Origin of the sequence: Kitasatospora nipponensis (assembly GCF_039528135.1) — a bacterium.
GTDB classification, from domain to species: Bacteria; Actinomycetota; Actinomycetes; order Streptomycetales; family Streptomycetaceae; genus Kitasatospora; species Kitasatospora nipponensis.
Genome location: NZ_BAAALF010000011.1, coordinates 65890 through 91142, shown reverse-complemented (window position 1 = coordinate 91142; position 25253 = coordinate 65890). Strand labels below are relative to the sequence as shown.

25 protein-coding genes are annotated in these 25253 nt (G+C 73.3%); 9 read left to right on the top strand and 16 right to left on the bottom strand.

Annotated elements, in window-relative coordinates; all coding sequences use genetic code 11:
• Nucleotides 1-1338: bacterial transcriptional activator domain-containing protein (locus tag ABD323_RS05965; protein ID WP_344440010.1), on the top strand; the 1338-nt coding region annotated here is incomplete at its 5' end.
• A gap of 367 nt (nt 1339-1705) precedes the next feature.
• On the opposite strand, the gene ABD323_RS05960 is transcribed toward ABD323_RS05965, so the two are convergent.
• Nucleotides 1706-2095 (bottom strand): VOC family protein, encoded by a 390-nt coding sequence (locus ABD323_RS05960; RefSeq protein WP_344440008.1) that lies wholly within the window; start codon nt 2093-2095, stop codon nt 1706-1708.
• Between the two features lie 185 nt (nt 2096-2280).
• Nucleotides 2281-3267 (bottom strand): AEC family transporter, encoded by a 987-nt coding sequence (locus ABD323_RS05955; RefSeq protein ID WP_344440006.1) that lies wholly within the window; start codon nt 3265-3267, stop codon nt 2281-2283.
• A 595-nt stretch (nt 3268-3862) separates the two neighbouring features.
• Between ABD323_RS05955 and ABD323_RS05950 the strand changes: the two genes are divergently transcribed.
• The gene (locus ABD323_RS05950) at nt 3863-5611 is read left to right on the top strand and encodes a hypothetical protein (RefSeq protein WP_344440004.1); all 1749 of its coding nucleotides are present in this window, start codon (nt 3863-3865) and stop codon (nt 5609-5611) included.
• A 165-nt stretch (nt 5612-5776) separates the two neighbouring features.
• On the opposite strand, the gene ABD323_RS05945 is transcribed toward ABD323_RS05950, so the two are convergent.
• Nucleotides 5777-7162 carry a S53 family peptidase gene (locus ABD323_RS05945; protein WP_344440002.1) on the bottom strand — a complete coding sequence of 462 codons (1386 nt, stop codon included), beginning with the start codon at nt 7160-7162 and terminating at the stop codon, nt 5777-5779.
• Nucleotides 7163-7567: 405 nt separating this feature from the next.
• Between ABD323_RS05945 and ABD323_RS05940 the strand changes: the two genes are divergently transcribed.
• Nucleotides 7568-9652: a sialidase family protein gene (locus ABD323_RS05940; protein WP_344440000.1), complete on the top strand. Its 2085-nt coding sequence runs from the start codon at nt 7568-7570 to the stop codon at nt 9650-9652.
• Nucleotides 9653-9735: 83 nt separating this feature from the next.
• Here ABD323_RS05940 and ABD323_RS05935 read toward each other — a convergent pair whose 3' ends face one another.
• Nucleotides 9736-10566, bottom strand: a complete 831-nt coding sequence (locus ABD323_RS05935; protein ID WP_344439998.1) for a patatin-like phospholipase family protein — start codon at nt 10564-10566, stop codon at nt 9736-9738.
• 240 nt (nt 10567-10806) lie between these two features.
• On the opposite strand from ABD323_RS05935, the gene ABD323_RS05930 reads away from it, so the two are divergent.
• Nucleotides 10807-11193, top strand: coding sequence for a hypothetical protein (locus tag ABD323_RS05930; RefSeq protein WP_344439996.1), 387 nt, complete (start codon nt 10807-10809; stop codon nt 11191-11193).
• A gap of 76 nt (nt 11194-11269) precedes the next feature.
• Here ABD323_RS05930 and fabG read toward each other — a convergent pair whose 3' ends face one another.
• From fabG to ABD323_RS05915, 3 genes are all read right to left on the bottom strand, one after another.
• A complete protein-coding gene (gene fabG, locus ABD323_RS05925; protein WP_344439994.1) occupies nt 11270-12028 on the bottom strand; it encodes a 3-oxoacyl-ACP reductase FabG in 759 nt (252 codons plus the stop codon).
• An 81-nt stretch (nt 12029-12109) separates the two neighbouring features.
• Complete coding sequence (locus ABD323_RS05920; RefSeq protein ID WP_344439992.1) at nt 12110-13300, bottom strand: thiolase family protein; 1191 nt, start codon at nt 13298-13300, stop codon at nt 12110-12112.
• A gap of 65 nt (nt 13301-13365) precedes the next feature.
• Nucleotides 13366-14514 (bottom strand): acyl-CoA dehydrogenase family protein, encoded by a 1149-nt coding sequence (locus ABD323_RS05915; protein WP_344439990.1) that lies wholly within the window; start codon nt 14512-14514, stop codon nt 13366-13368.
• Between the two features lie 199 nt (nt 14515-14713).
• Between ABD323_RS05915 and ABD323_RS05910 the strand changes: the two genes are divergently transcribed.
• Entirely contained in the window at nt 14714-15346 is a 633-nt protein-coding gene (locus ABD323_RS05910) for a TetR/AcrR family transcriptional regulator (RefSeq protein WP_344439988.1), read from the top strand.
• Nucleotides 15347-15432: 86 nt separating this feature from the next.
• Here the strand turns inward: ABD323_RS05910 and ABD323_RS05905 are convergent, their stop codons facing one another.
• The 3 genes from ABD323_RS05905 to ABD323_RS05895 form a co-directional block, all read right to left on the bottom strand.
• The gene (locus tag ABD323_RS05905; protein ID WP_344439986.1) at nt 15433-15702 is read right to left on the bottom strand and encodes a hypothetical protein; all 270 of its coding nucleotides are present in this window, start codon (nt 15700-15702) and stop codon (nt 15433-15435) included.
• Nucleotides 15703-15767: 65 nt separating this feature from the next.
• Entirely contained in the window at nt 15768-16427 is a 660-nt protein-coding gene (locus ABD323_RS05900; protein ID WP_344439984.1) for a hypothetical protein, read from the bottom strand.
• Between the two features lie 81 nt (nt 16428-16508).
• Nucleotides 16509-17402, bottom strand: coding sequence for an NADP-dependent oxidoreductase (locus tag ABD323_RS05895; RefSeq protein WP_344439982.1), 894 nt, complete (start codon nt 17400-17402; stop codon nt 16509-16511).
• Nucleotides 17403-17472: 70 nt separating this feature from the next.
• Here ABD323_RS05895 and ABD323_RS05890 point away from each other — a divergent pair, with 70 nt between their 5' ends.
• Entirely contained in the window at nt 17473-18048 is a 576-nt protein-coding gene (locus tag ABD323_RS05890; protein WP_344439980.1) for a TetR/AcrR family transcriptional regulator, read from the top strand.
• A gap of 183 nt (nt 18049-18231) precedes the next feature.
• Here the strand turns inward: ABD323_RS05890 and ABD323_RS05885 are convergent, their stop codons facing one another.
• The gene (locus ABD323_RS05885) at nt 18232-18603 is read right to left on the bottom strand and encodes a hypothetical protein (RefSeq protein ID WP_344439978.1); all 372 of its coding nucleotides are present in this window, start codon (nt 18601-18603) and stop codon (nt 18232-18234) included.
• An 87-nt stretch (nt 18604-18690) separates the two neighbouring features.
• Here ABD323_RS05885 and ABD323_RS05880 point away from each other — a divergent pair, with 87 nt between their 5' ends.
• Complete coding sequence (locus tag ABD323_RS05880) at nt 18691-19344, top strand: HAD family hydrolase (protein ID WP_344439976.1); 654 nt, start codon at nt 18691-18693, stop codon at nt 19342-19344.
• A 158-nt stretch (nt 19345-19502) separates the two neighbouring features.
• Here ABD323_RS05880 and ABD323_RS05875 read toward each other — a convergent pair whose 3' ends face one another.
• On the bottom strand, nt 19503-20225 hold the full coding sequence (locus ABD323_RS05875) for an SDR family oxidoreductase (protein WP_344439974.1): 723 nt from the start codon (nt 20223-20225) through the stop codon (nt 19503-19505).
• Between the two features lie 96 nt (nt 20226-20321).
• Between ABD323_RS05875 and ABD323_RS05870 the strand changes: the two genes are divergently transcribed.
• A complete protein-coding gene (locus tag ABD323_RS05870; protein ID WP_344439972.1) occupies nt 20322-21269 on the top strand; it encodes an AraC family transcriptional regulator in 948 nt (315 codons plus the stop codon).
• A gap of 81 nt (nt 21270-21350) precedes the next feature.
• Here the strand turns inward: ABD323_RS05870 and ABD323_RS05865 are convergent, their stop codons facing one another.
• Together ABD323_RS05865 and ABD323_RS05860 are read right to left on the bottom strand one after the other, a co-directional pair.
• On the bottom strand, nt 21351-21560 hold the full coding sequence (locus ABD323_RS05865; RefSeq protein ID WP_344439970.1) for a DUF397 domain-containing protein: 210 nt from the start codon (nt 21558-21560) through the stop codon (nt 21351-21353).
• On the bottom strand, nt 21557-22453 hold the full coding sequence (locus ABD323_RS05860) for a helix-turn-helix domain-containing protein (RefSeq protein ID WP_344439968.1): 897 nt from the start codon (nt 22451-22453) through the stop codon (nt 21557-21559). The genes ABD323_RS05865 and ABD323_RS05860 overlap by 4 nt, the downstream gene beginning before the upstream one ends.
• A 181-nt stretch (nt 22454-22634) precedes the next feature.
• Here ABD323_RS05860 and ABD323_RS05855 point away from each other — a divergent pair, with 181 nt between their 5' ends.
• The gene (locus tag ABD323_RS05855) at nt 22635-23063 is read left to right on the top strand and encodes an ATP-binding protein (RefSeq protein WP_344439966.1); all 429 of its coding nucleotides are present in this window, start codon (nt 22635-22637) and stop codon (nt 23061-23063) included.
• Between the two features lie 67 nt (nt 23064-23130).
• Here ABD323_RS05855 and ABD323_RS05850 read toward each other — a convergent pair whose 3' ends face one another.
• Both ABD323_RS05850 and ABD323_RS05845 read right to left on the bottom strand, forming a co-directional pair.
• Entirely contained in the window at nt 23131-24819 is a 1689-nt protein-coding gene (locus tag ABD323_RS05850; protein ID WP_344439964.1) for a CocE/NonD family hydrolase, read from the bottom strand.
• A 169-nt stretch (nt 24820-24988) separates the two neighbouring features.
• On the bottom strand, nt 24989-25135 hold the full coding sequence (locus tag ABD323_RS05845; RefSeq protein ID WP_344439962.1) for a hypothetical protein: 147 nt from the start codon (nt 25133-25135) through the stop codon (nt 24989-24991).
• Between the last annotated feature and the right edge of the window lie 118 nt (nt 25136-25253).

Here is a 25253-nt window from a genome sequence, read left to right as displayed (position 1 = left end):
GCCCTTCGACGACATCCGGTTCCTCGCCGAAGGCGTGCTGCGCGCGCCCCTGGCGGCCTTCCCCGGGACGGTGCCGACCGTTCGGGACGGCCTCTCCCGGGCCGCCCGGGCCCGGCAGGTCCGGCGGCTCCCCGGCCGACCTCCGAGCCCAGCACCCCCGCGCCCCGGCACAGCGTCAACAGCCGCGGGCTGCACGCGGGCGGGCCGGGCGCCGCGCCGGCGTCCGGTTCCCTGCACCTGCCGCCGCTCGCCGCGCTGCCCCCGGCCGGCGCCACCCCGCCGCCGCAGCAGCCGTCGCACGACGGCCCCGGCAACGTCCCGGCCCCGATCCCGCCCGCCGTCCCGTCCGCGGGCCCGACCGCCGGGCCGGTGCCGCCCGCAATCCCCGTCCCGCCGCCGGTCGTCGAGGCCGAGCCCGCGCCCACCCACGACGTCGCCCCGGCCCCGGCACCCGCCGACCCGCGCCTGCCGCTGCGCCCGGAGCCGGTCCCCTCCACCCCGCCCGGCGGCACACCCGTTGGCGGCGGCACGCCCGCGTACGCCCGCACCGACGCCGACGACCTGCTCGCGATCCTGCGCTCCCCGGAGGCGCACGCCCCCCGGACCACCCCGCGGATCCGCCTGCTCGGCCCGGTCGACGTGCAGGGCGCGGTCGGTCCCGCCGAGCCGGGCGCGCTGCCCGCGCTGACCGAGCTCGCCGCCAGCGTCGCCCTGCACCCGGGCGCCGACCCGGCCGCCGTCGACCGCGCCCTGCACCCCGGCGACCACGCCCGTCCCGACCAGGCGCTGCCCGCCTCGCTCGCCGAACTCGCCGCCTGGGTCGGCGGCGACCCCGACGGTCGGGCCTTCCTGCGCCAGGACATCCCCGACACCTGCACCTTCGCCCCGACCGTGACCTGCGACTGGGACGAGTTCCGCAGCCTCTACCGGCGCGGCATGCGCAGCACCAGCACCACCGCCGACGCGGCGCTGGCGCACGCGCTGGCCCTGGTGCGCGGTGCCCCGTTCGCCGAGACCCCGGCCACCGGCTACGGCTGGGCCGAGGCGATCCGCCAGGACATGCTCGCCGCCGTCGTCGACACCGCGCACGAACTGGCCGCCCGCCGCCTGCAGTACGGCGACCACCGCAGCGCCGAGGCGGCCGTCTTCCGCGGCCTGGCCGTCGCCCCCGACGTCGAACTGCTGCACCGCGACCTGTTCTACGCCTACGCCTCGGCCGGCGCCCGCGACCAACTCCTGAAAGCCGTCAACCGCCTGGACGCCCTCAGCCGCCGTACCGGCCGCAGCCTGGACCCGGACACCGTCTCCCTGCTGCGCGACCTGCTCTCCAGCCCCTGAGGCCGCGCGCGAACCGCACGGCGGCGTGCCGCAGCGACGTGTCGAGCACACGGCGGTGCGGCACTCCGCCGTGGGAGGCGGGCGGTCGTGGACGCGCTCGGGTGTCGGCTCGGCCCGACCATGGCTCCGGAGCAGGCTAGGGAGACCGAGGCCCGGGTGGGATGAGTTCGGTACGGGCGTCGCCGGTCTGAAGGACGTCGACGCGCGACTCCAGGCCTTCGGGTGCCTGCCGCACGGTAACCCCTGGGCGGTGCAGGTGAACGCGTGCCAGGCAACCGGGGGTTGCGGCGGTCCAGTGCCGGCTGACGCGCGGGCGCGGCGCACCCCCCACGCGTCAGCCGGCCAACCCTGCTGTCGGGCAGCCGACTTACTGCTCGGGGCTGCCGTACGGGCGGGTGATCATCTCCATGCCGTGGCCGGCCGGGTCCAGGAAGTAGACGCCGCGGCCGCCGTGGTGGTGGTTGATCTCGCCCGGGAGCTTCAGCTGCGGGTCGGCGTAGTAGGTGATCCCGGCGTCCAGGATCCGGGCGAACGCCGCGTCGAACTCCTGCTCCGACAGCAGGAAGGCGTAGTGCTGGCAGGTGATCGGCCCGGCCGGGGCGGTGGCGAAGTCCAGGGTGACGCCGTTGGCGGTGCTGACCGGGACGAACGGGCCCCAGGCGGGGCCGACTTCGAGGCCCAGGATGCCCGCCAGGAACTCGGCGGACTCCCGGTTGTCGCGGGCGTGGACGATGGTGTGGTTCAACTCGACCGACATGGGTGAGATGCCTCCGTAGGCACTCGTGGCCACCTCCATGCCTCACCCGGTCGGTGACCGGCACGCGATGCCACGTCCACGATCCTAAACAGCCGCGACCGCCCCGTCGAGGGCCGCCCGCGGTGGCCCGGACCAGTGGCCGGATCAGTGCACGGCGGTGGCCGGTCCGTCGCCCGGTGGGCGCCTCAGTGCACCGCGGGGGCCAGGGTCCAGTCGATGGCCGAGAGGGTGACCATCGACAGCAGGGTGGACCAGAGCACCGAGTCGCGTGGCAGCGCGGTGCTCAGGCCGTACTGGCGGGCGTAGACGAAGACGTTCTGCGCGGTCGGCAGGGCGGAGCAGATCACCACGGCGAGCAACTGGTGCTCGTTCAGGTGCAGCAGCAGGCTGCCGACGGCGAAGGCGACCAGGGGCTGCACCAGGTTCTTGCAGACCACCGCGAGGCCGACCTCGGCCCGCAGGCCGGCCGGTCGGGCGGCCGCACCCGCCGCGCGGGCGGCGGCCGGGCCGGCGTGCAGCGACATGCCGAGCGTGATCAGCGCGGTCGGCACGCCGGCGCTGCCGAGCACCTCGCAGGAGTGGCCGAGGGCGGTCGGCAGGCGCAGGCCGGTGGCGGAGCAGAGCGCGCCCAGCGCCGACGCCAGGATGATCGGGTTGCGCAGCGGCAGCCGCAGCATGCGCGCCACCTGCCCCCGGGCGCCGCCGCCCTCGCGGTCGCCGGCGGTGTCCGCGTCCAGCGTGCCGAGGATGATCGGGGTGACCAGCAGGACCTGGAAGAGCAGCACCGGCCCCACGAAGGAGGCGTCCCCGAGCACCTGGACCGCCACCGGGATCCCCAGGTTGGCCGAGTTCACGTAGCCGGCCGCCATGCCGCCGATCGCCTGGTCGGCCAGCCGCCGTCCGAAGAGCCAGCGCGCGCCCGCCCAGCCGAGCAGCGAGGCCGCCGCGGTGCCGGCGGCGAAGGCGAGCATCGAGGGGTTGGCGAAGGTGGTCAGCGGCGCTTTGGCGAGCATCGTGAACAGCGCCGCGGGCATGGCCACATGGAAGACGAACCGGCCGAGCACGGCCTCCGCCTGGTCGCCCAGCAGCCCGGTGCGGCTGACCAGGTAGCCGATCGCGGTGAGGACCCAGATCGGGACGAAGCTGGCCAGCAGGGGCTGCAGGGCGTGCATAGGACCTCGAACGGTACGCCCCGCCCGGATCGCGGGCCGGAGGGTGGGCGCGGTGCGGGCCCGGAGGTGGCCGGGCCCCGAGCAGTCAACCAGGCGCCCGCGCACCGCCGGTCGGGACCCCACCCCGGGGAGAAATCGACCGCGGGCACGTCACCCGGGTAGGCGGCGTCGATCACCGCGTCGTGCCCGGCGGTGACGGCGGGCACCCTCGCCGGGGCCGCCACGTCCCCGGCGGTCACCGTCGCGCCCGGCGTTGCCGCCCGCCCCGAACACGGCGGTCCTGCTCATCCCGGTGCTCCTCCGCTCGATGCCGGCCTGACGTGTCGTCGTGGCCGATGCGCCGACCGCAGGGCGGGACCCCCTGGTTACTTCGACGATGCCGGCGGCCACCGGCCCGGAGCGGGTCGGCGCCGCGCCCGGCGGCACGCTCGCGGTGCTGCCCGGCGCAGGTGCGGCGGCACCGCGCCGGCCTGCGCACCCGGCGTGGAACGGGGGGCCGTGACCCCGTAAGGTGGCGCGGAAAGGGGAGCGCCACGGCTGGCCGCGACCCTCGGACAGAGACCGCCCAGGGCGGCGGGCGGGGTGGTGACCGGCGTTGGCGGACAGTGCATCGATCTCCGGTGTTCCGGCGGCCGAACCCCCGCCGGACCCGCCGGCGGTCCTGCTGGCCGAGGACGCCGCGCCGCTGGGCCCGCCGCCGCCCGACCGGGCCGCGGCCGATCGGACCCTGGCCGACCGGGCGCCCGCCGACCGCGACAACCCCGCCGACCCTCATCTGACGGCCCCGCACCCGGCCGGCTCGCACCCGGCCGGCCCGCACCTGACCGAACCGCACCCGGGCGAGCGGTACCTGGCGGACCGCCAGCCGCCCGGCATGGCGACCGTGGTCGGTGGCGGCCTGCGCGGGCGGATCCTGGCGGTGGAGGGCGGCTACGGCGGCTCGGGCCGGCGGGGTTGGGGCCGTGGCGGCAGCGGTCAGGCCCAGGTGCTCTCGGCCATGCTGGCCGCCGTCGCGCCGCAGACCCTGCTCGCCGCCGACGCGGTGGACGCCGTGCACCTGCCGTCCGCGAGCGATCCGCAGACCGTCCTGGCCCACCTGCGCGCGGCCGCCCGGCACCCGGGGCCGCTGCTGCTGCACCTGGGCGGCCACCTGGTCGCCGACAAGCGTGGCGGCGGGCTGTACCTGACGCTGCGTGACGCGAAGGCCGGCACGATCCGCCAGGACGGCCTGGCCTGGCAGGCCGTGGTCGGCGAGCTGCAGTCGCGGCCCGCCGACTGGGACACGCTGGTGATCGCCGACCTGAGCGCCGAGCAGGGCGCCTGGCCGCTGCTGGGCGCACCCGGCGCGCTGGTGGACGGGCTGCCGCTGTGGGCGGTGGTCAGCCCCGACCCCGAGCAGATCGGGACCTTCACCCGCGCGCTGATCGAGGCCCTGCACGGCGGCCGCCCCGGCGCCGGGCCGGTGCTGGCGCCCGAGCAGCTGCGCCAGCAGGTGCACTCGGTGCTCCGCCCCGACGTGCTGGTCTTCGCCTCCTACGGGCCGAACCGCCCGGTCTTTCGCAACACGGCCCGTCAGCAGGCGGGCGAGGTGCGCCCGATGGCGGGCCCGGCGGCGAGCGGCGGGCTCGGCCGGCCGGTCGGCGGCCGCGGCCCGGCGATGCCCGTCACGGTGGCCGCGCAGGCCGTGGGCGCGCGCGCCGTCCCGTTGCCGAGACCGGCGGTGGACCGCGGACCGGTGACGCTGCTGAAGGCCGACGCGCCGCCGACGGTCCGTCCGGTCCGACCGGTGTCGCTGCTGAAGGCGGCACCCAAGGCCGTGCCGCCCGCCATCACCCCCGAACCCGTCGTACCCGTCGAGCCCGCTGTTCCCGTCGAGCCCGCTGTACCCGTCGAGTCCGTCGAGCCCCCCGAGGACTACCGGGCCTCGCTGGGCCGCATCGTGCGCACCGCCGACGCCGGTGAGCACGCCGCCGCCGCCGGGCTCGCGCTCGCACTGGAGGAGCAGGTCATCGCCGCCCACGGCCCGGTGGCCGAGCCGGTGCTGATGGTGCGTCAGGTACGGGCGCACGTGGCCCGCTTGGCGGGCGAGCCGGCGGTGGCGGCGGAGCTGTACCGGGAGGTGGCACTGGTGCTGCTGGCCGCCCAGGGGCCGGACGACCCGGAGACCCAGCGGGTGGCGACCAACGCGGAGGCGTGCTGGCGGGCGATCCCGGACAGCGCGCGGGCGTTGGCGGCCGCGCCGCTGATCCTGGAGCTGCGCGCCCACCTGCCGGGCCCGGACGGCCGCAAGCTGCGCGCGGCCGAGCGCTACCTGGCCCAACTGGCCGCCGCCGCACCGCAGTAGCCCACGCGCCGGGTCCCATTCGCCCGATCCGTCGCGCCCCCGGAAACGCGTGAACCGGCCGGCGCCACCACCGCGCAGTCGCGCAGAGGTGGCACCGGCCGGTTCACCGGCGCGTCGGGGGCCGAGCCGAGCTGTCAGGCGCGGCGGCCGGCCCCCGACGCTTCGTCAGCGTCCCGCGAGGGCGTGGACGAACTTGGTGGCGTCGATGGTGCCGACACCCGAGGCCATGTCGTAGCCCTTGGTGGCCGCGTAGCCCGTCACGCCGTTCCAGCCGTTGTCACTGGTGGTGACGTCGGTGATGCCGCTCCACTGCGAGGGCAGCAGGGACAGGCCGTACAGGCGCCAGTTGAGCTGGCCGAGGCGGTAGCCCGCGGCCTGGTCGGCGAGCGCGACGACGCCGGAGAAGATCGGCGAGGCCTCGCTGGTGCCACCGGTGAGGTGCCAGCCGACGCGGGTCGGGTCGAACGACTCGTACGTCCAGGCCGCGCCGTCCACCGCCGCGCTCATGCTGATGTCCGGGGTGCCACGGTGCGAGCCGACCACGTTGGCCACGCCCAGCTGGTACCACGGGCGGTCGAAGACCGCGGACTGGCCACCGCCGCCGGCGCCGTAGGCGTCGTGCCACACCGCGTCGGGCGCGGTGCGGTTGCCGTCGTTGTCCAGGGTCAGCTGGGTGCCACCGATGCTGGTGACCAGCGGGTCGGAGGACGGCCAGGAGTTGACCTTGTACGGGTACAGGTTGCTGTTGTTGTCGGCGTCCGTCACGCCGTTGTCGCCGGAGGAGGCGAGCACCGTCACGTTGTGGTCGGCGGCCGCCTTGAAGGCGTAGCGCAGGTCGGTGAGGGAGGAGTAGTCACCCTTGTCGAAGCCCGGGAAGGTGTTCTCGGTGGCCCCGAAGCTCTGGGTGATGACGTCGCCCTTGCCCTGCTTGATGAGCGCCTTCTCGGCGTCCATCATCTCGGGCAGACCGGTGACACCCTCGGTCTCGGCGACCCCGGTCTCGACCAGGACGATGTGGGCGTCCGGGGCGATCGCGTGGGCGTACTCGACGTCCAGCGTGGTCTCGCCGGCCCAGCCGGTGTGGTCCGGGTTGGTCGGGTCGAAGGGCGGGACGTTGCCCCACTTGACGACCTCGACGTTGGTGTCCGGGATGCCCCACTGCTTGTCGAACGTCTGCAGGTCCGACTGGATCGTCGGCGAGCCGAAGGAGTCGACGATGACGATCGTGCGGCCCTTGCCGGTGATGCCCTGCTTGTACAGCGGGTTCAGGTTGTACGCGGTGCGGTACTGCAGCGGCGAGTAGCAGTGGATGCCGATCTGCGATACGCAGTCGCTGGTGCTGATGGGGGAGGTGCGCCCCACCGCGTTGATGTGGCCCTGCGAGGCCGGCCGCAGCTTGAAGGCGGCGTGAGCCGGTGCGGCGACCGCTGCGACCGTGCTCTGGGCGGTGACGGTGCCGGCGGTCAGGGCGGTGGCCCCGACAGCGAGCATGGCCAGGGCCCGGGCGGACACGGAGCGTCGGGGGCCCGCGGTGGCGGGGGAGGTGCCCATGGAACTCCTTTGGATGGAGGGTCGGGCCGACACGGGGCCGGCACGGTTATCTCATCGTGTGGAGAGCCGATGGATCTATAGTCATTTCGGACTCTTGACATGCCTGCGCGGCATGCCGACATGTCCCGAAAAAGCGTTCGGAAGTTACCCCTGATGGCGCTGATCGGAGCTGTGCCCACCTCATCAGAGGGGGCGTCAAGGCGAGGTAAAGACCGGCCGACCGGTTTCGGACGCGCCGGGGGCCAGCCTGACCCCCCTGCCCGCGCGGTCCGTCCCCGCTGGGCGGATGGGCGGCGAACGGTGCGTGAACTCTCCCTGCTCCGGCCCCCACGGGGGCCTTCGGGTGACCAGGATCTGCGCTGACCCGTGCAGCTTCCCGTACGGACGTACCCGGGAGGGACCTCCATGCCCCATCGCAGGATCGCCACCGCAGCAGCCGTCGCCGTCACCATGCTCGCCGCCGTCACCGCCACCGCCGGGCCGGCCCTGGCCGCCGGCGCGGACGGATCGTCGGGCCCGGACGGGTGGGGCCGCGGCGGCCACCACCACGGCGCGCTGAGCTACACCGTCGGCACCCCCGTGGTCGACAAGGTCAAGGGCGGCCCCTGGACGCTCGCCCAGGGCGACCCGACGCTCGGCGCCCCGTACAGCCGGAGCCTGCCGGTCTACGCGGGCGGCGGGAGCGGGACCGTCACCGTCGGCGGTGTCAGCTACCCGAACCTGGCCGTCGACCCGGCCGGCTCGGGCGCGGTCCCGGCCGCCAGCGGCGTGACCGGCAGCCCGGGCCCGCTCACCGGCTACTGCTCCAGCGGCGGCGCCACCCCCGAGACCGGCTCGGTGGTCCGTCAGCCGCAGGGCAGCACGCTGCCGATGCAGCCGTACTACTTCCCGTTCGTCACCAGCGAGGACGGCGGCGAGACGCTGAACGGCCTCTTCGACTACCGCCCCAAGGACGGCGACGAGGCGGTCGTGGCGGCGACCTCCACCGACCACGGGCGGACCTGGCGGTACGCGGGCCAGGCCCTGGAGCAGAACGCCGGGCTCTGCCCGAACGGCAACACCAACGACGACGGCCAGGGCCACGCCTTCGTGCTGACGGTGCCCGACTACGCCGGCACCGGTCACCGCGGCCAGGTGCTCTACACGCTCTCGCGCCCCTCGGGCGACGCGCTCGGCACCAACCTGATCGTGCACCACCTGACGCCCAAGGGCGGCAACCCGCTGGCCGGCCTGCCCGCCGCCGAGCCGGTCGGCGAGGGCGGCGACACCACCGTCACGGCGCCGGTCGCGGTCCCGGCCGGCCCGGGCGGCGCCGGCGTCACCATCGCGGTGGTCGCCACCGCCGAGGACGAGCAGCCCGGTCACTTCTCGGTCGCCGGCGTCACGGTGGACTGCAACGACGCCGCCGCCACCGCGACCGCCTTCACCGGCTGCACCACCCGCACCGGCACCGGCGTCACGCTCGCGGTGGGCGACGCGGTGCGGGCCGACGCGGTGATCCCGGCGAGCGCCCAGCAGACCTCCGGCCTGATCGCGCCGGACGGCATCATCAGCACCCTGCCGCACTACCCCGGCGCGCCCAAGGGCAGCGTCGCGGTGCTCTACACCGAGAAGATCGCCGGGTACTTCGCCCCGACCACCACCACGGCCGCCGTCACGCTGCCGGCCGCGACCCTGCCGGTGGCCGACACCTCGGCCCTGCAGCCGGTCGGCGGCTCGGTGACGGTCAGCCTGGGCACCCCCGCGGGCATCGTCCAGGTGAGCTGCACCGGCGCCGACGCCACCCACCTGACCGGCTGCACCGGCGGCACCGGGGCGGTCGCCAAGGGCAGCAGCGTCGGCGCGCCCGGCGCGGCCACCGTGCCGTACGACCAGCTGGCGCGGATCGGCGAGGGCAAGAACAAGCCCAAGTCGCTCTACGGCAACAACGAGGACTACACCGTGGTGCGCGCCGCGTACACCACCGACGGCCTGCACTTCACCGACCTCGGCCAGGTCAGCGGCCTGGGCGACCCCACCAGCACCAGCGACAGCGTGCTGCGCTGGATCGGCTCGCGCGGCACCGTCATCACCAACCCGGACGGCAGCTACGGCCTCTTCCTGTCCGGCGCCTACGCCTCCGACGGGGACAGCGACGCCTTCAACCAGATCTTCTACTCCTCCTCCCGGGACGGGAAGACCTGGTCCGCGCCGCAGAAGCTGATCGGCACCGACTACACGTTCTCGGCGCTGGCCCGGCAGGCGGCGAGCGGCGGCGCGCTGGACGTCAGCGGCTACTACGGCGGCCGGGTCTACGACCCGACCGTGGTCCAGAACGACAACGGCACGCTGACCATGCTGTTCGCCGGGTACTCCACCCCCAAGCCGCTGCCCGCCACCGGCAGCGTCTACGGCACCGACCCGGCCGCGCCCTACACCGTGCCGGCCGCCCAGCCCGCCGAGTACCGGACCATCCTGAGCGTCACGCTGCGCCCGCACTACGGCAGCTGAGCGCCCCACCGGTGCGCCGCGCGGGGTCCGGACACCCGGACCCCGCGCGGCGCCGTCGTCCCGGCTCGCGGAGTGCTGCGGTGCTACATCCAGAGGTCCCGGACGATCCCGGCCAGCCGCCGGCCCTGGGCGAGGCCGGCGTGGGCGGAGGGGGTGCGGGTGGCGGGGGAGAGCGGGTCGGCGCCGAACGCGGCGGTGGCCTCCTCGTCGGGCGAGATCAGCTCGACCCGCGACTCCTCGGCGAGCAGGGCGATCTCCTCCGCCAGCGCCGGGTCGGTCATCGGGGCGATCACCAGGACCCGGTCATGGCCGGCCGCCAGGTCCGCGTTGTTGGAGGAGCGGACGCCGCCGTCGATGTAGCGGCGGTCGCCGACCGTGACGGCCGGCCAGATGGCCGGCACCGCGCAGCTGGCCGCCACCGCGTCGACCAGCGGGACGCCGCTGTGCCGGTCGAAGAGGCGCACCTCGCCGCTGTGCGCGTCCACCGCGACCAGGGTGATGGCGCGCTCGGGCCATTCGTGCACCGGCAGCCGGCCCTCGATCACCGCCCGGCGCTCGGCCTCGGTGACCGTCTCGGCCTCCAGCGACATCGCGCCGGCCCGCCGGCGCAGCTCGAGCGGGTCCGACACCTCGGCCAGCAACGCGCCCCAGATCTCCATCAGTTCGGCGATGGTCAGGTGGGTGGGGGTCAGTTCGGGGTACTGCCGCGCCGGGTCGGCCTGCCGCTCGAAGAGCTCGCCCAGCGGCAGGCCGCTGGCCAGCTGCCCGGCCGTCGTGGAGCCCGCCGAGGTCCCCACCACCAGGTCCGCCCCCGTGACGTCGACCCCCTGTTCGGCGAGGCCGGTGAGCACGCCGATCTCCCAGGCGATGCCCGCCACCCCGCCGCCGCCCAGTACCAGTGCCCTTGTCGACATGTCGATCCCCTCTTCTGACTGCACACCAGGTGTCTCGGGGCCAGCCTCGCTGACGCATGATCAATTCCGCAATCCCGTTCCACCGCAGTCGTCTTGCGCCCACCACGACCGGCCGTTCGGTCCGGGTGCGGGCGCGCTACACTCGCCCCCCGTCCGCCCGCCCGGCCGTCCACTTTTTGTCCACCGGCTGTTCAGCTGGCCGTCCAGCCGTCCACCCGCGACCCGAACTGGTACCGACCGATGCCCTACGCGACTGCCCGCTACGCCCGGCGAACCCTGGGGGCGCTGGGCATCTTCACCCTCGGCGTGCTCGCGCAGGTCGTCCACGCGCTGGTCTTCGACCAGGTGGTGGTCGAGCCGACCCGCCACTGCCACCGCGCCGCGGCGGTGCCGTTCGTCTCCTACCTGGCCGGGTTCGTGGTGCTGGGCCTGACCGCGGCGACCGTGGTGGCCGTGGTGCGCGCGCTGGGCCGCCACCCGCGCGGCGGCGGCGCGCCGGCCCACTGCTGCCTGGCGGTGCTGGTCCTGCTGCTGTTCGCGGCCGCCCTGCTGATGCTGTTCGACGCGGCGGCGCTGCACGCCGACTTCGACCCGGGCGAGCTCGACCCCTTCCACTGCGGGCAGTGAGGGCGCGGGCAGCACGGGGGGACGGTGGGAGCAGCCCGCCGTCCCCCCGGTGACCCGGTCGTTCAGTGACCGGCCGTCAGCGCGCCCCGCCGTTGACGTACAGGGTCTGGCCGCTGACGTACGAGGCCTCCTCGCTGGCCAGGAAGGCCACCACGGAGGCGATCTCCTGCGGCGTGCCGGCCCGGCGCAGCGGCGTGCGCGCGGCCACCTCGGCCTGGTGCTCCTCGGGGGTCGCGCCGACCCGCTCGGCGGTCGCGGCGGTCATCGAGGTGACGATGTAACCGGGCGCCACCGCATTGACGTTGATGTTGAACGGGCCCAACTCGATGGCCAGGGTGGCGGTCAGGCCCTGGATGCCGGCCTTGGCGGCCGCGTAGTTGGCCTGGCCGCGGTTGCCGAGCGCCGAGCGCGAGCTGAGCGAGACGATCTTGCCCCACTTCTGCGCCACCATGTACGACTGCGCCACGTGGCTGCAGTTGTACGCGCTGGTCAGGTTGACGGTCAGGACGGCGTCCCAGTCGTCCTTGGGCATCTTGAAGAAGAGGTTGTCGCGGGTGATTCCGGCGTTGTTCACCAGGATGTGCAGGCCGCCGAGGTCGGCGGCGATCTGCGCGAAGACGCCCTGCACCGCGTCGTAGTCGCTCACGTCGCAGCCGTAGCCGCGCGCGGTGCCGCCCTTGGCGGTGATCGCCTCGGCGGTCTGCTGCGCCCGCTCGGCCGTCAGGTCGACCACCGCCACGGTGGCGCCCTCCTCGGCCAGCAACTGCGCGGTGGCCGCGCCGATGCCCTGGGCGGCCCCGGTGACCACGGCGACCCTGCCTGCGAAACGTGCCATCTCTGCTACTCCCTCGATGTCGACTGTGACGTTGACGTTGACCGCGTTGCCCACGTCAACTCAGCGGATCTTCCCGGTGGTTCAGGACGCGTTCTCGACCAGCACGGCGGTGCCCTGACCGACGCCGACGCACATGGTGGCCAGCCCGCGCCGGGCGCCGGTGCGCCGCATCCGGTGCAGCAGGGTGGTCAGGATCCGGGCGCCGGAGCCGCCCAGCGGGTGGCCCAGCGCGATGGCCCCGCCGGTCGGGTTGACCAGGTCCGGGTCGAAGCCCAACTGCTCGACGCAGGCCACCGCCTGGGCGGCGAACGCCTCGTTGAACTCGGCCTCCTGGACGTCCGCCACGCTCCAGCCCACCCGGTCCAGCACCTTGCGGGTGGCGGGAACCGGGCCGATGCCCATCACGTCCGGGTGCACACCGGCCGAGGCGCCCGCCACGTAGCGGCCCAGCGGCTCCAACTCCAGCTCGCGCAGGGCCGCCTCGCTGACCAGCAGCAGGCCGGCCGCGCCGTCGTTCATCGGGGAGGCGTTGCCGGCCGTCACCGTGCCGCCGGCGCGGAAGACCGGCTTGAGCGCGGCCAGCCGCTCCAGGCTGCTGTCCTCGCGGATGCACTCGTCCCGCGTCACCGTCACGCCGTCCGGGCGCTGCACGGCGAGCAGTTCGGCGTCGAAGTGGCCGTCCTTGCGGGCGGCGGCGGCGCGCTGGTGGCTGCGCAGCGCGAAGGCGTCCTGGCGCTCGCGGCTGATCCCGTAGCGCTCGGCGACCTCCTCCGCGGTCTCGCCCATGCTGAGCACGCCGTGCAGGTCGCGCATCAGCGGGTTGGTCAGGCGCCAGCCGAGGCGGGTGTCGAAGGTCTCGATCCGGTGCGGCAGCGCCTCGTCGGGGCGCGGCAGGACGAACGGCGCGCGGGTCATCGACTCGCAGCCGCCGGCCACCACGATCTCCGCCTCGCCGGAGCCGATGGTGCGGGCGGCCATCGTGACGGCCTCCATTCCAGAGGCGCAGAGCCGGTTCACGGTGGCGCCGGGCACGCTCTCGGGCAGGCCCGCGAGCAGCACGGCCATCCGGGCGGCGTTGCGGTTGTCCTCGCCGGCCTGGTTGGCGGCGCCCCAGTAGACGTCGTCGATCCGGGCCGGGTCGAGGGCGGGCACGTCGGCGAGCAGGCCGCGCAGCACGGCGGCCGACAGGTCGTCGGGGCGGACGGTGGAGAGCGCTCCGCGCAGCTTGCCGATCGGGGTCCGGCGGGCGGCGGCGAAGTAGACAGGGCGCACGGCGTTGGGCTCCTCTGAGGGGTGGTGGCGTGTCGGGGGACCGGGACGTGGGAGGGCCGGAAGGGTCAGAACGCCGAGACGCCCGTCAGTGCCCGGCCGATCAGCAGCTTGTGGATCTGGCTGGTGCCCTCGTAGAGGGTCATCACCCGGGCGTCGCGCAGCAGCTTGCCGACCGGGTACTCGTCGATGAAGCCGTACCCGCCGAAGACCTGCAGCGCGTTGTTGGCGGACCGCACGGCCGCCTCGCTCGCGAACAGCTTGGCCACCGAGGACTCGGTGGCGAAGGGCAGGCCGCGCTCGATGTGGTCGGCGACCCGCCAGGTCAGCAGCCGCGCGGCGTCCAGGTCCACGGCGATGTCGGCGAGCAGCTCCTGGACCAACTGGTAGGAGGCGATGGGCTTTCCGAACTGCTCGCGCTCCGCGGCGTAGCGCACCGCGGCGTCCTGGCAGGCGCGGATGATGCCCACGCAGCCGGCCGCCACCGACATCCGGCCCTTGGCCAGCGCCGCCATCGCGACCGTGAAGCCCTTGCCCAGCGGTCCGAGCCGGGCGCCGTCCGGCACCCGCACCCGGTCGAGGACCAGCTCCGCGGTGGCCTGGCCGCGCAGCCCGAGCTTGCCGTGGATCTCGCGCCGCTCCAGGCCGGGGCTGGCGGTGGGCACCAGGAAGGCGGTCACGCCCCGGTGGCCCGCCTCGCCGGTACGGGCGAAGACGAGGGCGACCTCGGCCCAGGTGCCGTTGGTGATGAACATCTTGCTGCCGCTGATCAGCCAGTCCTCGCCGTCGCGCACCGCGCGGGTGGTCAGGTTGGCGGCGTCGGAGCCGGTGCCCGGCTCGGTGAGCGCGAAGCAGGCCAGTGCCTCGCCGGAGCAGAGCCGCGGCAGCCAGGACCGCTTCTGGTCCTCGGTGCCGTAGCTGTTGATCGACTTGCCGACCAGCCCGAGCGAGACCGAGACGATCCCGCGCACCGCGCTGTCGCCGCGGCCGAGTTCCTCCAGGACCAGGCAGTACGCCAGGTGGTCGCCGCCGCTGCCGCCGTACTCCTCGGGCAGCGTCAGGCCCAGGAAGCCGAGCTTGCCCAGCTTGCCGACGACGGACCGGTCCACCGACTCGGCGCGGTCCCAGGCGGCGGCGAACGGCGCGATCTCGCGGTCGGTGAAGTCGGTGGCCAGCCGGCGGACCGCCTCCTGCTCCTCGGAGAGCTCCAGGTCCATCGTCAGACTCCTCGGGTCCGGTACCGGGTCGGGGTCGATCGGATAGTCTGCCGACCGGTCGATCGGTCGGGTGATCGGTCTAAACTAGCGGTGCAAGTTTTTTCGGACTCTACGCCCGCCCGCACCGATCTGGGAAGACCCGCCCACGGGCCCCCTGCGAGAATGTCGCGATCGCCACCCGACCGGAGGAGCCCACGCCATGGCCCGCCCCCGCACCCCGCTGCTCAGCCGCGAGCGGATCGTCGGCGCCGCGCTGGCCCTGGTGGACGCCGAGGGGCTCGACGCGCTCTCCACCCGGCGGCTGGCCACCGAGCTCTCGGTCAGCGGCCCCTCGCTCTACAACCACTTCGCCACCAAGGACGACCTGCTGGACGCGGTGGTCGACTACGTGATGGGCGAGGTGGACCTCGCGATGTTCACCGCCGGGACCGACTGGCGCACCGCCCTGCGCGACTGGGCCCGTTCCTACCGCGCCGCACTGGCCGCCCACCCGCACATCGTCCCGGTCCTCGCCCAGGGCCCGGGTCGCCGTCCGAACGCGCTGCGCCTGGCGGACGCCGTCTTCGGCCACCTGGTCGCGGCCGGCTGGCCACGCGGCCAGGCCACCCGGATCGGCGCCCTGATGCGCTACTTCGTCACCGGCTCCGCCCTCGGCTCGTTCGCCGCCGGCTTCCCCGAGGACGCCCGCCTCTACACCGACGACTACCCCCACCTGAGCGAGGCCCACCGCCTGGCCGAGCACCGCCGCACCGTGGACGAGGGCGCCTTCGCCCTCGGCCTGGAAGCCCTGCTGGACGGCCTGGACCTGCGCTTCGCGGCACTGGAGCGCTGACCGGCCGCAGGCCCGCCCGTCGGTGCCCCGGCCCCGGGCCCCGGCGGTGTGAACGAGCACGCACCCGCTGGGGCGGAGGAGCGTTCTCAGGCGCGGTCTGAAGGCTTGGGCGGGTCGGTGAGCAGACGGCCCGACCACCGGAACTGATCCTGTGACTCGCTCTGCTCCAGTACTCCTGCCTGAGCGAGTTGCAGCAGCACCTGATGCAGTGCGTTCCCCAGCGGGTTGACGCCCCAGAAGACGTACTTGACGTTCGAGAACGCCTCCACCTCGGAGAAGACTCCCAGCGACTGGCCGAGGCGGAACGCTGCCCAGTCGTCGTCAGTCCACTCACGCAGTCCCACTGACAGATCCACGACCGCATCCTCGCACCCGCACCCCGGCCCCACGGTCGACCCGGCGAACCAGTGCGGTCTGCGTCCTAGCGGGGTGACCGGCGGTGGAGTTGGCGCAGGCCGAGGCTGCCGCCGGCCAGGAAGAGGCCGAAGAAGGTGAACAAGCCGTCCGCCCGGACGAACTCGCCCTGCCAGCGGGCGTACTGCTCGTGCGGGACGTCGGTCCAGTCGGAGTGGTCGAGGTCCGGTACCGACACCTGGTACCTCGGGCCGGGCAGCACGCGCGCGCTGCCGTTGGAGCCGCCGACGGCGAACCCGCCGACCACGACGGCGAGGCAGAGCAGGGCGACGGTGCCGAGTCCGATCCGCACCCGCCGGTGCGGGAACATGGCCCTCCAGATCTGCTTCTGGGCCGCGCGGTACGCGGCTCGCTCCTCCCTGCCGAGGCTGCGCGACTTCCCACCCATGACCAGGGCGAACGACGCGATGAGCCAGAGCCAGAACGGGAGGAGGATCGCGCCCGCGATGCCTGCCAGGTTGCCGTGGGTGAGCAGCACCCGGTTCGAGGGCCAGGAGACCAGGCTGTCGACCGCGGCGAGGAGCAGCAGGGCGGCGCCGCCCGCTCCGGCGACCAGATCGATCGCAGCACAGAGTCGGGAGCGGGTGCGCCACCGTGCCAGCCGCGCGGAAGTGGTGGAGTTCCCGTCCGGGGTGGGGAGCGGCGCGGTGTTCTGGGGTATCGGCACAACTGGACGGTAGACCTCCGCCCCGCCGGCGTCGATCAGGTTTTCCCTCCACTGCGCGCGGGGCGCCGGGCGGACCGCGGCTCAGACGACCAGGACCCGGCGCCCGCGGGTGTGGCCGGCGCGGCTGTCGGTGTGGGCCGCCGCTGCCTCGGCGAGCGCGTACGACTTCTCGACCGGGATGCGGAGCCTGCCCCGGGAGATGAGGTCGACGGCCTCGGCGAGCGCGTCCGGCACGCTCCCGGCCACGCCGGAGAACCGGACACCCAGCTGCGGCGCATCGAGGTCGGCGATGGAGACGACCTTGCGCGGGTCCCCGGTCAGCTCGACGAGTTCGCGGATCACGCCCGAGCCGGCCAGGTCGAGGGCAGCGTCGATCCGGCCCAGCTGCCGCACCCGTTCGACCCAGCCCTCGTGGTAGGTCGTGGCGAGGGCGCTCAGCGTGCGCAGGTAGTCCTGGTTCGCGGCCCCGGCCGTGCCGATCACCGTGATGCCGCGCGCGTGGGCGATCTGCAGCACCGCCGACCCGACGCCCCCGGACGCGCCGCTGACCAGCAGCGTCTGTCCGGGCCGCACGCCGACCTCGCGGATGATGCGCAGCGCGGTCTCCACCACCGACGGGTACCCGGCCGCCTCCTCGAAGTCCACTCCCTCGGGGATCCGAGCCCAGGCCGACAGCACGGCGAACTCGGCGTACGTGTCGGCGCCTTCGCCGAACACGCGGTCGCCGACGTCGACCCCCTCGACGCCCTCGCCGACCTCGTCCACCACCCCGGCGGCGTCCAGCCCGACCCCGGCGGGCAACGTGACGGGATGGGCCCCCAGGACCTGGCCCTCCCGGATCCTCCAGTCGACGGGGTTGACGCCCGCCGCCCGTACGGCGATGCGGATCCGGCCGGGGCCCGCGTGGGGCTCCTCGGCCTCCACCAGGCGCAGGACTTCGGGACCGCCGAACTCGGTGAAGCTGATTTTCCTCATGCGGCCGACGATAGCCATAACCGTTAGGATTTCACAATGGTTAGGGATTCATACCTGGTAGGGTCAGCACATGACCGAGCCGTCCGGACGCCGTGAACGCAAGAAGGCCGCGACCCGTCAGAAGATCGCTGACACCGCCCTGCAGCTCTTCCTGGAGCGCGGGTACGACGTCGTGGGCATCCGTGACGTGGCGGCCGAGGCCGACGTGGCCGTCACCACCGTCTTCGCCCACTTCGCCTCGAAGGAGGCCCTGGTCTTCGAGCGCGACGAGGACTTCGAGCAGCGCCTCACGCGGGCGGTCACCGACCGCTCGCCGCACGAGCCCCTCATCCCGTCCCTGCACCGCGAGGTCCAGGCGCTGGTGCGGCACTGCACGGCGGAGGGCAGCGCCCCCGTGCGACGCATGATCGAGGGATCACCCGCCCTGCGGGACCACGAGGAGTCGATGATCCTGCGTCACGCACAGGCGCTGGCAGCGGCCCTGGCCGCCGATCCCCACCTGTCCCGGAGTGCGACGGCCTGCCGGGCGACCGCGCGGTTCGCCATCGACGCCTACGCGCTGGCCTGCCGGGCGGACGATCCCGACGCCACGGTGGACGAGGTCTTCCGGATGATCGAGGCGGCCTGGGAAGCCACCGCGCCCTGAGCCGATCAGCTGACTACCGCCGGCCCGGGGCGTCGGCTCGGGCCTCGGCGTACCACGTCAACAGCGGTGCCAGGTAGTCGACATGCGGCTGCCACCGGGTCGCACCGGCACAGGGCCCGGCGGCCCTGGCGGGGTCTGCCGGAAGAGGGGCGGGCGTCCCATCGCAGGAGTGGTCGGCCGCAATCAGGAGGCCTGGGCCGCCAGTTGTTCGGCCTTGGCCACGGCCTCGTCGGCGCCGGCGGTCTCGAGTTCCACCACGGCCGGGTCCTCGAGCAACGCCCGGGTGTAGACGACGTAGCCACCGCCGGGGACGAGACCGATGTTGACCGGCAGGACCGTGCCGTCGCCCGTCCACCACGTGGGCCCTGTGGCGAACCGCAGCGTCACATGGCTGGTGAAGGGGTAGTAGCAGCTCAGCGGGGTTCTTCTCGCGGCGAGGACCAGGTCCGTGAGGATGGGTGGGACCCATGACGCCCCGGGACGGCGATGGGACTCGTCCTCGATTTCGGCAGCTCGGATCCGAAAGTCCCATGCCTCGCTCGGAGGATCGCTCACACTCCGATTTCGGTAACGCACATGATCACGCCAGGGCCTCCCTTACTCGGGCCCGCCGCCGACGTCGGGACCAGTAGTGTCCGGTCCATGCGATATGACGTGGTGATCTTCGACAATGACGGCGTACTCGTGGACAGTGAGCCGATCGCCCACCGGGTGCTGTCCGGATACCTGACCGAGCTCGGCTACCCGACCACTCTTGAGGAGTCGTACCGGGACTTCCTCGGGAACGCCGGGCACAACGTCCACGACGTCATCATGGAGCGCTACCAGGGACGGTTGCCGGAGGACTTCGAGGCCCGCTGCCATGAGCGGGTCTTCGCCGCCTTCCGAGCCGGTCTTGTGGCATCAGCGGGCGCCGAGGAGGTGCTGAAGACCCTTCAGCAGCGTGACCTGCCGTACTGCCTCGCGTCCTCCTCCAACCACGAGTGGATCCGGCTCTCCCTCGACTTGGCGGGCTTGCGCGGACACCTGGCCGACGACCGGATCTTCAGTGCCCAGGACGTCGGCGTCGGCAAGCCGGCGCCCGATCTCTTCCTCCACGCTGCGAAGACCCTGGGCGTGGCTCCTGAGCGATGCCTGGTGGTCGAGGACAGCCCGAACGGTGTGCTGGCCGCCCGCTCGGCCGGGATGGACGTCTACGGCTACACCGCCCTCACCGACCCCGCCAAGCTCACGGCTGCCGGCGCCACCGGGTTGATCGCCGGACTGCCCGAGGTACTGGCACTTCTGGCGCTCTGAGCTTGAGGTAAAGAACAAGCCAGGTGGACGTCAGGCGGGTCCGAAGGCGCCCGTGTCGACGCCGCCGACGGGCCGACGAATCCCCATCAGGACAGCCGAAGCGTCAGTCGGACCCAGGGCCGGACCCGCCGGCAACGTCACCACGCACATCATCACGGTCAGGCCAGGGCGGCTCCGCCGTCGAGGGTGAGCACCGTGCCGGTCGCGTAGCCGTTGTCCAGGAGGTAGAGGTAGGCCGCCGCGGCCTCCTCGGGGCTGCCGACGCGCTGCACGGGAAGGCCGCTGCCCTGGGCCTGGAGGAAGGCCTCCGGGTCGGGCACGGTGCTGTCCCAGAGCTCGGTGCGGATCGCGCCGAGGCGGACCGCGTTGACCCGCAGGGGGGCGAGTTCCAGTGCCAGGGCCCGCGTCAGGCCCTCGACGGCCGCGGTGATGCTGGCGCCGAGCGAGGTTCCGGGGGCGGGCCGGGTGGCGAAGGCGCCGGAGGTGAAGGTGATCGAGCCGCCCGGGCGGAGACCCGGCGTCGCGTACTTCGCGGCGAGCAGGGCGCCCCAGAAGCGGCGCTCGAAGAACGTTCGGGACTCCTCGGCGGTGAGGGCGGCGAGCGGCTTCAGCACCAGGGGTTCGCCCGCCGTGTAGACGAGGTGGTCGAACGCGCCGACCCGGTCGAAGAAGGCGGCGAGCGCGGCCTCGTCGGCGACGTCCAGCACGATGCCCTCGGCCGGGCCACCGAGCTTCCTCACCGCCAGGTCGACCCGGTCCTGGCTGCTGGAGGCGACGACCACGTGCGAGCCCTGAGCCGCCGCGGCCTGCGCGACGGCGAATCCGACGCCGGAGGTACCACCGATGACGACGACACGCCGGGTGTCTGCTGTGTTGTTCATGGTGAGGACGCTACGGGTCGCGACCGAGACGATGAATGGCCTGAAGTCTCGATTCCCTGTCTGATCGTCTCGATTTCGACGCGCTAGGGTGGGCGGATGGACATCCTCAGCGACACGCTCGCTGCCCTGCGCACCGGGCGTCCGTCCGTGGTCCGCACCGATGCGCAGGCGCCCTGGGGTGTGCGCTTCCAGCCCATCGCGGGAGCCGGATTCCACGTCGTCGTCGAAGGGCACTGCGTCCTCCTGCCGGTCGGCGGCGATCCGCTGGCACTGGGCCCCGGCGACGTGGTGTTCCTGCGGCGCGGTACCGATCACGCCATCTGCGACGCCGTCACCAGCGAGCCGGTCGCCTTCGAACCCGACCGCGTCGACACCTCCTCGCCGATCGGGCGCTTCGCGGTCGAGGGCGACGGTGCTCGCAGCGTGCTGGTGTGCGGGGCCTACCACCTCGACGTCGACCGGCCGCACCCGCTGCTCGGCGACCTCCCGGAGGTCATCCACCTCCCGGCCGGCCCGGGCCGGCATCCGGCGCTGCGCTCGGCGGTCGACCAGCTCTGCGCCGAGATGCACCGGCCGCAGCCCGGGTCGGACTCGGTGGTCACGACGCTCGTCGACCTGCTGCTTCTCTACATCCTGCGGTCCTGGTACGCCGAGTTGCCCGGCGAGCAGACGCAGGGCTGGGCCGCGGCACTGAACGACCCGTCGATCGCCCCGGCGCTGAAGGCGATCCACGACGACCCGGCGCATCCGTGGACCGTCGAATCGCTGGGGAGCCGGGCCGGGCTGTCGCGCGCCGCGTTCGCCCGGCGGTTCACCACGGTGGTCGGCGAGCCGCCGCTCAGCTACCTGACGACGTGGCGGATGGCCGTCGCGGCGCGGATGCTGCGCGAGACGGCCGACCCGCTGAGCACCGTGGCCGAGAACGCCGGCTACACCTCGGAGTTCGCGTTCGCGAAGGCCTTCAAGCGGCACTACGGCGCCCCGCCCGGGGCCTATCGGCGGGAGCGGCGGACGGTGTCGGCTGCGCTGTCGGTGCCGGGTTGATGCTTCTGACTGGAAGGAGGGGGGAGGGCGGCGGACGGCCCCGGCCGGAGGGGGTCTCCGCGCCGGGGCCCGGGGGCCGTGTCAGACGGTACCGAAGGTGCCGGTCCTGACGCCGGTGACGAAGGCCTGCCAGTGGGCGGCGGGGAAGACGAGCGCGGCGCCGTGGGGATCCTTGGAGTCGCGGACGGGGACGAGGCCGGGGAAGTCCGGGGCGACCTCGACGCACGAGCCGCCGTTCTGGCTGTGGCTCGACTTGAACCAGGATGCGGCGGACAGGTCCGGGTGCGTCATGTCAGTTCCTCTCGTGCCTTGCGGATCAGGGCCAGGGATTCGGTTCTGGGCAGCGCATCTGCCTGGAGCCGATCGTAGGCCCTCTCCCAGTCGGCCACGGTCGTCGTCTCGCGGATCACGAATCCCCGGTCCGCCGATTCCGTGTAGCCCGCCACCGAGCGGTCGGGGAAGGTCAGCAGGGTGACGAAGGCGCCGAACGGGATCGGCTCGTGGAGGCTGAAAGGAGTGATCTGCAGGATCACGTGCGGTTGCGCGGCCATGGCCACCAGATGGTCCAACTGGGCGGCCGTGACCTCCGATCCACCGATTCGGCGCCGGATGGCGCTCTCATCGATGACGGCATGGATGAACGGCGGGGAGGTGCGCAGGTGCAGTCGTTGACGGGTGGCCAGGAACCTCAGTCGCTCATCGGCCTGTTCGCGGGTGATCGCGCCGCGCTGGACGTTGGCCGTGGCATGGGCGGCGGCGTACTCGCGGGTCTGCAACAAGCCCGGGATGATGGTCGGCTCGAAGATGCGGATCTTCGTCGCGCGGGTCTCCTGCGCCGCGTGCTCGGGGAAGCCCGGCAATGCCGACCGCTTGACCCCCCACCACATCAACTCCAGGGTCTGGCCGGTGCCCAATGCCGCGTCCGCCGACTTTGCGAACTTGAGAGTGGGGGACTTGCGCGCCGTTTCCACGGCCGAGACGTACGTTCCCGAGTACTCCATCCGCTCGGCCAGCTGGTCCTGCGACCAGCCGTGCGCCTCGCGCGAACTGCGCAGTTGCGAGCCGAAGGCGGCGCTGGGGGATGACTGCGGGTCAAGTGTCCTGATGTTCACCATGGTCGGCCCCGTCTCCACTCCCGATACGGACAGGTTGAAGAGTTCCCCGCGATCCGCGACTCTGAACATCCTTCGGTAATCGGATGACTACCGAGGGCAAGCGGGCGTGCTCTCGTGTTCACCCCACCCGGGGGCAACCAACCGTTCCGCCCGCTGAGTTGACGTTCACCCACTGCGTGCTGGAGGTGGCTTCGCCATGCCCGGATTGCTTGCGGAAAGGCCCGCTTCGTCGGGTCGCGAGGAGTGCTGGTTGCCGAGTACCGCCCGGGCGCCGCGTGCGGCCCGGCAGTTGCTGGGCGGCTTGCTCGAACGGGTCGACGGCGGTGGGCGGTTCGCGGAGGACGGCGCACTGGTGGTGACGGAGCTGGTCTCCAACGCGGTCCGCCACGGGCAGCCGGGTGGGGCGCGCCGGCTGGTGTTCGTACGGTTCGACCTGGCGGTGGACCGGCTGACGGTCGAGGTGCACGATGCGAGTCCACTCCCACCATGCGAGGTGACCCCCGACGCCATGGCGCAGGCCGGGCGCGGGCTGCTGCTGGTCCGTGCGCTCACCACGTCCTGGGGCTGGGGGCCGCGCGAGGGCGTGGGCAAGGCGGTCTGGGCGGTGCTGGCGCCCGCGGGGGGCCCGCCGCGCTCCCGTAGCGCGCGGCGGGCCGCCCCGGGGCAGGTCGGCGACTGAGGAGCCCCCGCGTCCCGTCGGGCGGCCGGTCCGTCGGTGGACGGACCGGCCACCCGGGGAACGGGCGTCAGTCCACGGGGGCGAGCGGGATGTCGAGGTAGGACTCGGCGCCCTGCGGGGAGCTGAACTCGATGGTGGTCGGGGTGGAGTTGGCGTCGGCGAAGAACTGGTCGTGCGTGTCGATGACCAACTGGAGCTGGCGGCCCCTGGCCAGGACGTAGTGGGCGGGCTGCAGGGAGAAGGTCACCGTGGTGGCCTGGCCGGCCTGCTGGTTGGTGAGGGTGTAGGGGGCGTTGGTGATGATGGCGGCCTTGCCGGTGGCCGGGTCGCGGTCCAGCAGGTAGGCCACGATCGTGGCGTCCATCGCCCGCGGCTTCACGGTCACCCGCAGTTCCAGGTCGCCCTGGACGCGCATGGGCTGCTCCAGCGGCGCGGTGGTCCAGGTCGCGGCGAGGTCGCGGTCGATCTCGGCGGTCTTGTAGACGTGGGGCATGCCCAGGCGCTCGGCCAGGCCGGTCTGGACCAGCTTCGGGGCGACGACGACGTCGGTGCCCCGGCCGGTGGCCTTGACGGAGCGGGTCCAGCCCGGCTGCGGCTGATCCCGGGTCAACTGCCCGTCGCTCTCGCCGGCGGCCGCGCCGCTCAGGTGGAACCGCTGCCCGGGCAGGGCGTATGCGGCCCAGTCGGGGTGGGAGAGGTCGGACAGGAGGTTGTGCATGTACTCCGAGCGGATGCCGAACCGGGGCTCCCGTCCGTCACCGGCGCTGCCGCCGAGGTGGTGGTCCACCCAGCGGTAGGCCATCTCGGTGGGCTTGGAGATGAAGCCGAACAGGCCGGGCAGCTCGCTGTTGCCGTGGTCGCCCACCTGGACGAGCAGCGACTTGGGACCCTGCAGTTGGGTGAACAGGTCGACGACGGCCGGTACCGAGAAGATCGTCTCGTGCCAGGCGGTGGTCAGCAGGATCGGCGTCCGGGCGTCGTTGAACGCCGCCAGCTGGTGCTTCGGCGAACGTGCCCGGGCGAACTCCCGGACCTCGTCGTCGATGGTGTTGTTGCGGATCTTCTCGATGACGCCGCGGAACTCCTTCGAGCACCGCTCCTCGCCGAAGAGCTGCACGAGCGCCTCGAAGGCCTTCAGGTGGCGGGTGCCGTTCTCGTACAGCGAGGCGAACAGGTCGCCCCAGGCGCTGGTGCCGGCCACGGCCTTGACCCGCCGGTCCTTCGCGGCCACCAGCAGGCTCGTGCCGGCGCCGTAGGAGGAGCCGAAGAAGCCGATCCGCTCCGGGTCGACGGAGTCCTGTCCGACCAGCCAGTTGATGATCTCGCCGCCGTCGGCGACGTCCTGCGGGCCGGCGACCTGGATCTCGCCCCCGGAGTCGGCCAGGCCGCGCTGGCTGTAGGCGAGGACGACGTAGCCGCCGAGCGCCCAGCGCGGGAACATGCCGAGGTAGGCCTTGCGGCCGATCCCGATCAGCGGGGCGGGCATCACGATCGCGGGACAGGTCTGACCGGGCGCGAGGTTGCGCGGGACGCTCAGCGCCGCGTCGATCAGTGTCCCGTCGGCCATGGCGATCGAGACCTCCTGGTAGCCGGCGATCTCCGCGTACATCTCGTAGGTGTCGGCCAGGCCCCACTGGTCGAGCCTGCCGATGCGGCGCGGCGACGGGTCCAGGAGTGCCTCGCTGATCGCCTCCAGCCTGGCGAGGTCTTCGCTGCTGAGCGCGAACGGGCTGTCCGAGGGGCTGCTGACGGGCATGGCTGTATCGCCTTCCGTGGCAGGGGTGCTGACGAAGTGTCAGAGACATGCTCACCCGGCTGCGATCACCCTCGGGGGGCGTCCGATGCCGACCACCCGAACGAGTGATCGGCGTCGCCTAAACCTTGGACGCGACGGCGAAATCCCGGTGTGCCGAGGCGGCCCGATGTCAGGCGGCCGGGGTGTCGGTGAGGCCGTCGATCACCAGGTCGCCGAGGCGCACCTGGTACCGGACGTCCCGCGCTCCCGTGCCGTCCGCCTTGGCCTCGGTCAGGACCACCGTGGCGTGGCCGTCGGCGCTGCCCCTGTCGCTCACCGACCAGGTGTCGGGGACCTCGTTCTGACGGAAGACCGGGTCCGTCCGGTGGGGGAAAGGTTTCCGCACTTGCCCGTCCGGCGGCGGTCAGGGTGCGCAGCGCCACCCGTACGGCCGG

Excerpts from the sequence above, each read along its gene's own strand:
- ABD323_RS05960 (WP_344440008.1), bottom strand. The coding sequence starts at position 2,095 with ATGTCGGTCGAGTTGAACCACACCATCGTCCACGCCCGCGACAACCGG.
- ABD323_RS05955 (WP_344440006.1), bottom strand. The coding sequence starts at position 3,267 with ATGCACGCCCTGCAGCCCCTGCTGGCCAGCTTCGTCCCGATCTGGGTC.
- ABD323_RS05945 (WP_344440002.1), bottom strand. The coding sequence starts at position 7,162 with ATGGGCACCTCCCCCGCCACCGCGGGCCCCCGACGCTCCGTGTCCGCC.
- ABD323_RS05940 (WP_344440000.1), top strand. The coding sequence starts at position 7,568 with ATGCCCCATCGCAGGATCGCCACCGCAGCAGCCGTCGCCGTCACCATG.
- ABD323_RS05935 (WP_344439998.1), bottom strand. The coding sequence starts at position 10,566 with ATGTCGACAAGGGCACTGGTACTGGGCGGCGGCGGGGTGGCGGGCATC.
- ABD323_RS05930 (WP_344439996.1), top strand. The coding sequence starts at position 10,807 with ATGCCCTACGCGACTGCCCGCTACGCCCGGCGAACCCTGGGGGCGCTG.
- fabG (WP_344439994.1), bottom strand. The coding sequence starts at position 12,028 with ATGGCACGTTTCGCAGGCAGGGTCGCCGTGGTCACCGGGGCCGCCCAG.
- ABD323_RS05915 (WP_344439990.1), bottom strand. The coding sequence starts at position 14,514 with ATGGACCTGGAGCTCTCCGAGGAGCAGGAGGCGGTCCGCCGGCTGGCC.
- ABD323_RS05910 (WP_344439988.1), top strand. The coding sequence starts at position 14,714 with ATGGCCCGCCCCCGCACCCCGCTGCTCAGCCGCGAGCGGATCGTCGGC.
- ABD323_RS05895 (WP_344439982.1), bottom strand. The coding sequence starts at position 17,402 with ATGAGGAAAATCAGCTTCACCGAGTTCGGCGGTCCCGAAGTCCTGCGC.
- ABD323_RS05890 (WP_344439980.1), top strand. The coding sequence starts at position 17,473 with ATGACCGAGCCGTCCGGACGCCGTGAACGCAAGAAGGCCGCGACCCGT.
- ABD323_RS05880 (WP_344439976.1), top strand. The coding sequence starts at position 18,691 with ATGCGATATGACGTGGTGATCTTCGACAATGACGGCGTACTCGTGGAC.
- ABD323_RS05875 (WP_344439974.1), bottom strand. The coding sequence starts at position 20,225 with ATGAACAACACAGCAGACACCCGGCGTGTCGTCGTCATCGGTGGTACC.
- ABD323_RS05870 (WP_344439972.1), top strand. The coding sequence starts at position 20,322 with ATGGACATCCTCAGCGACACGCTCGCTGCCCTGCGCACCGGGCGTCCG.
- ABD323_RS05865 (WP_344439970.1), bottom strand. The coding sequence starts at position 21,560 with ATGACGCACCCGGACCTGTCCGCCGCATCCTGGTTCAAGTCGAGCCAC.
- ABD323_RS05860 (WP_344439968.1), bottom strand. The coding sequence starts at position 22,453 with ATGTTCAGAGTCGCGGATCGCGGGGAACTCTTCAACCTGTCCGTATCG.
- ABD323_RS05850 (WP_344439964.1), bottom strand. The coding sequence starts at position 24,819 with ATGCCCGTCAGCAGCCCCTCGGACAGCCCGTTCGCGCTCAGCAGCGAA.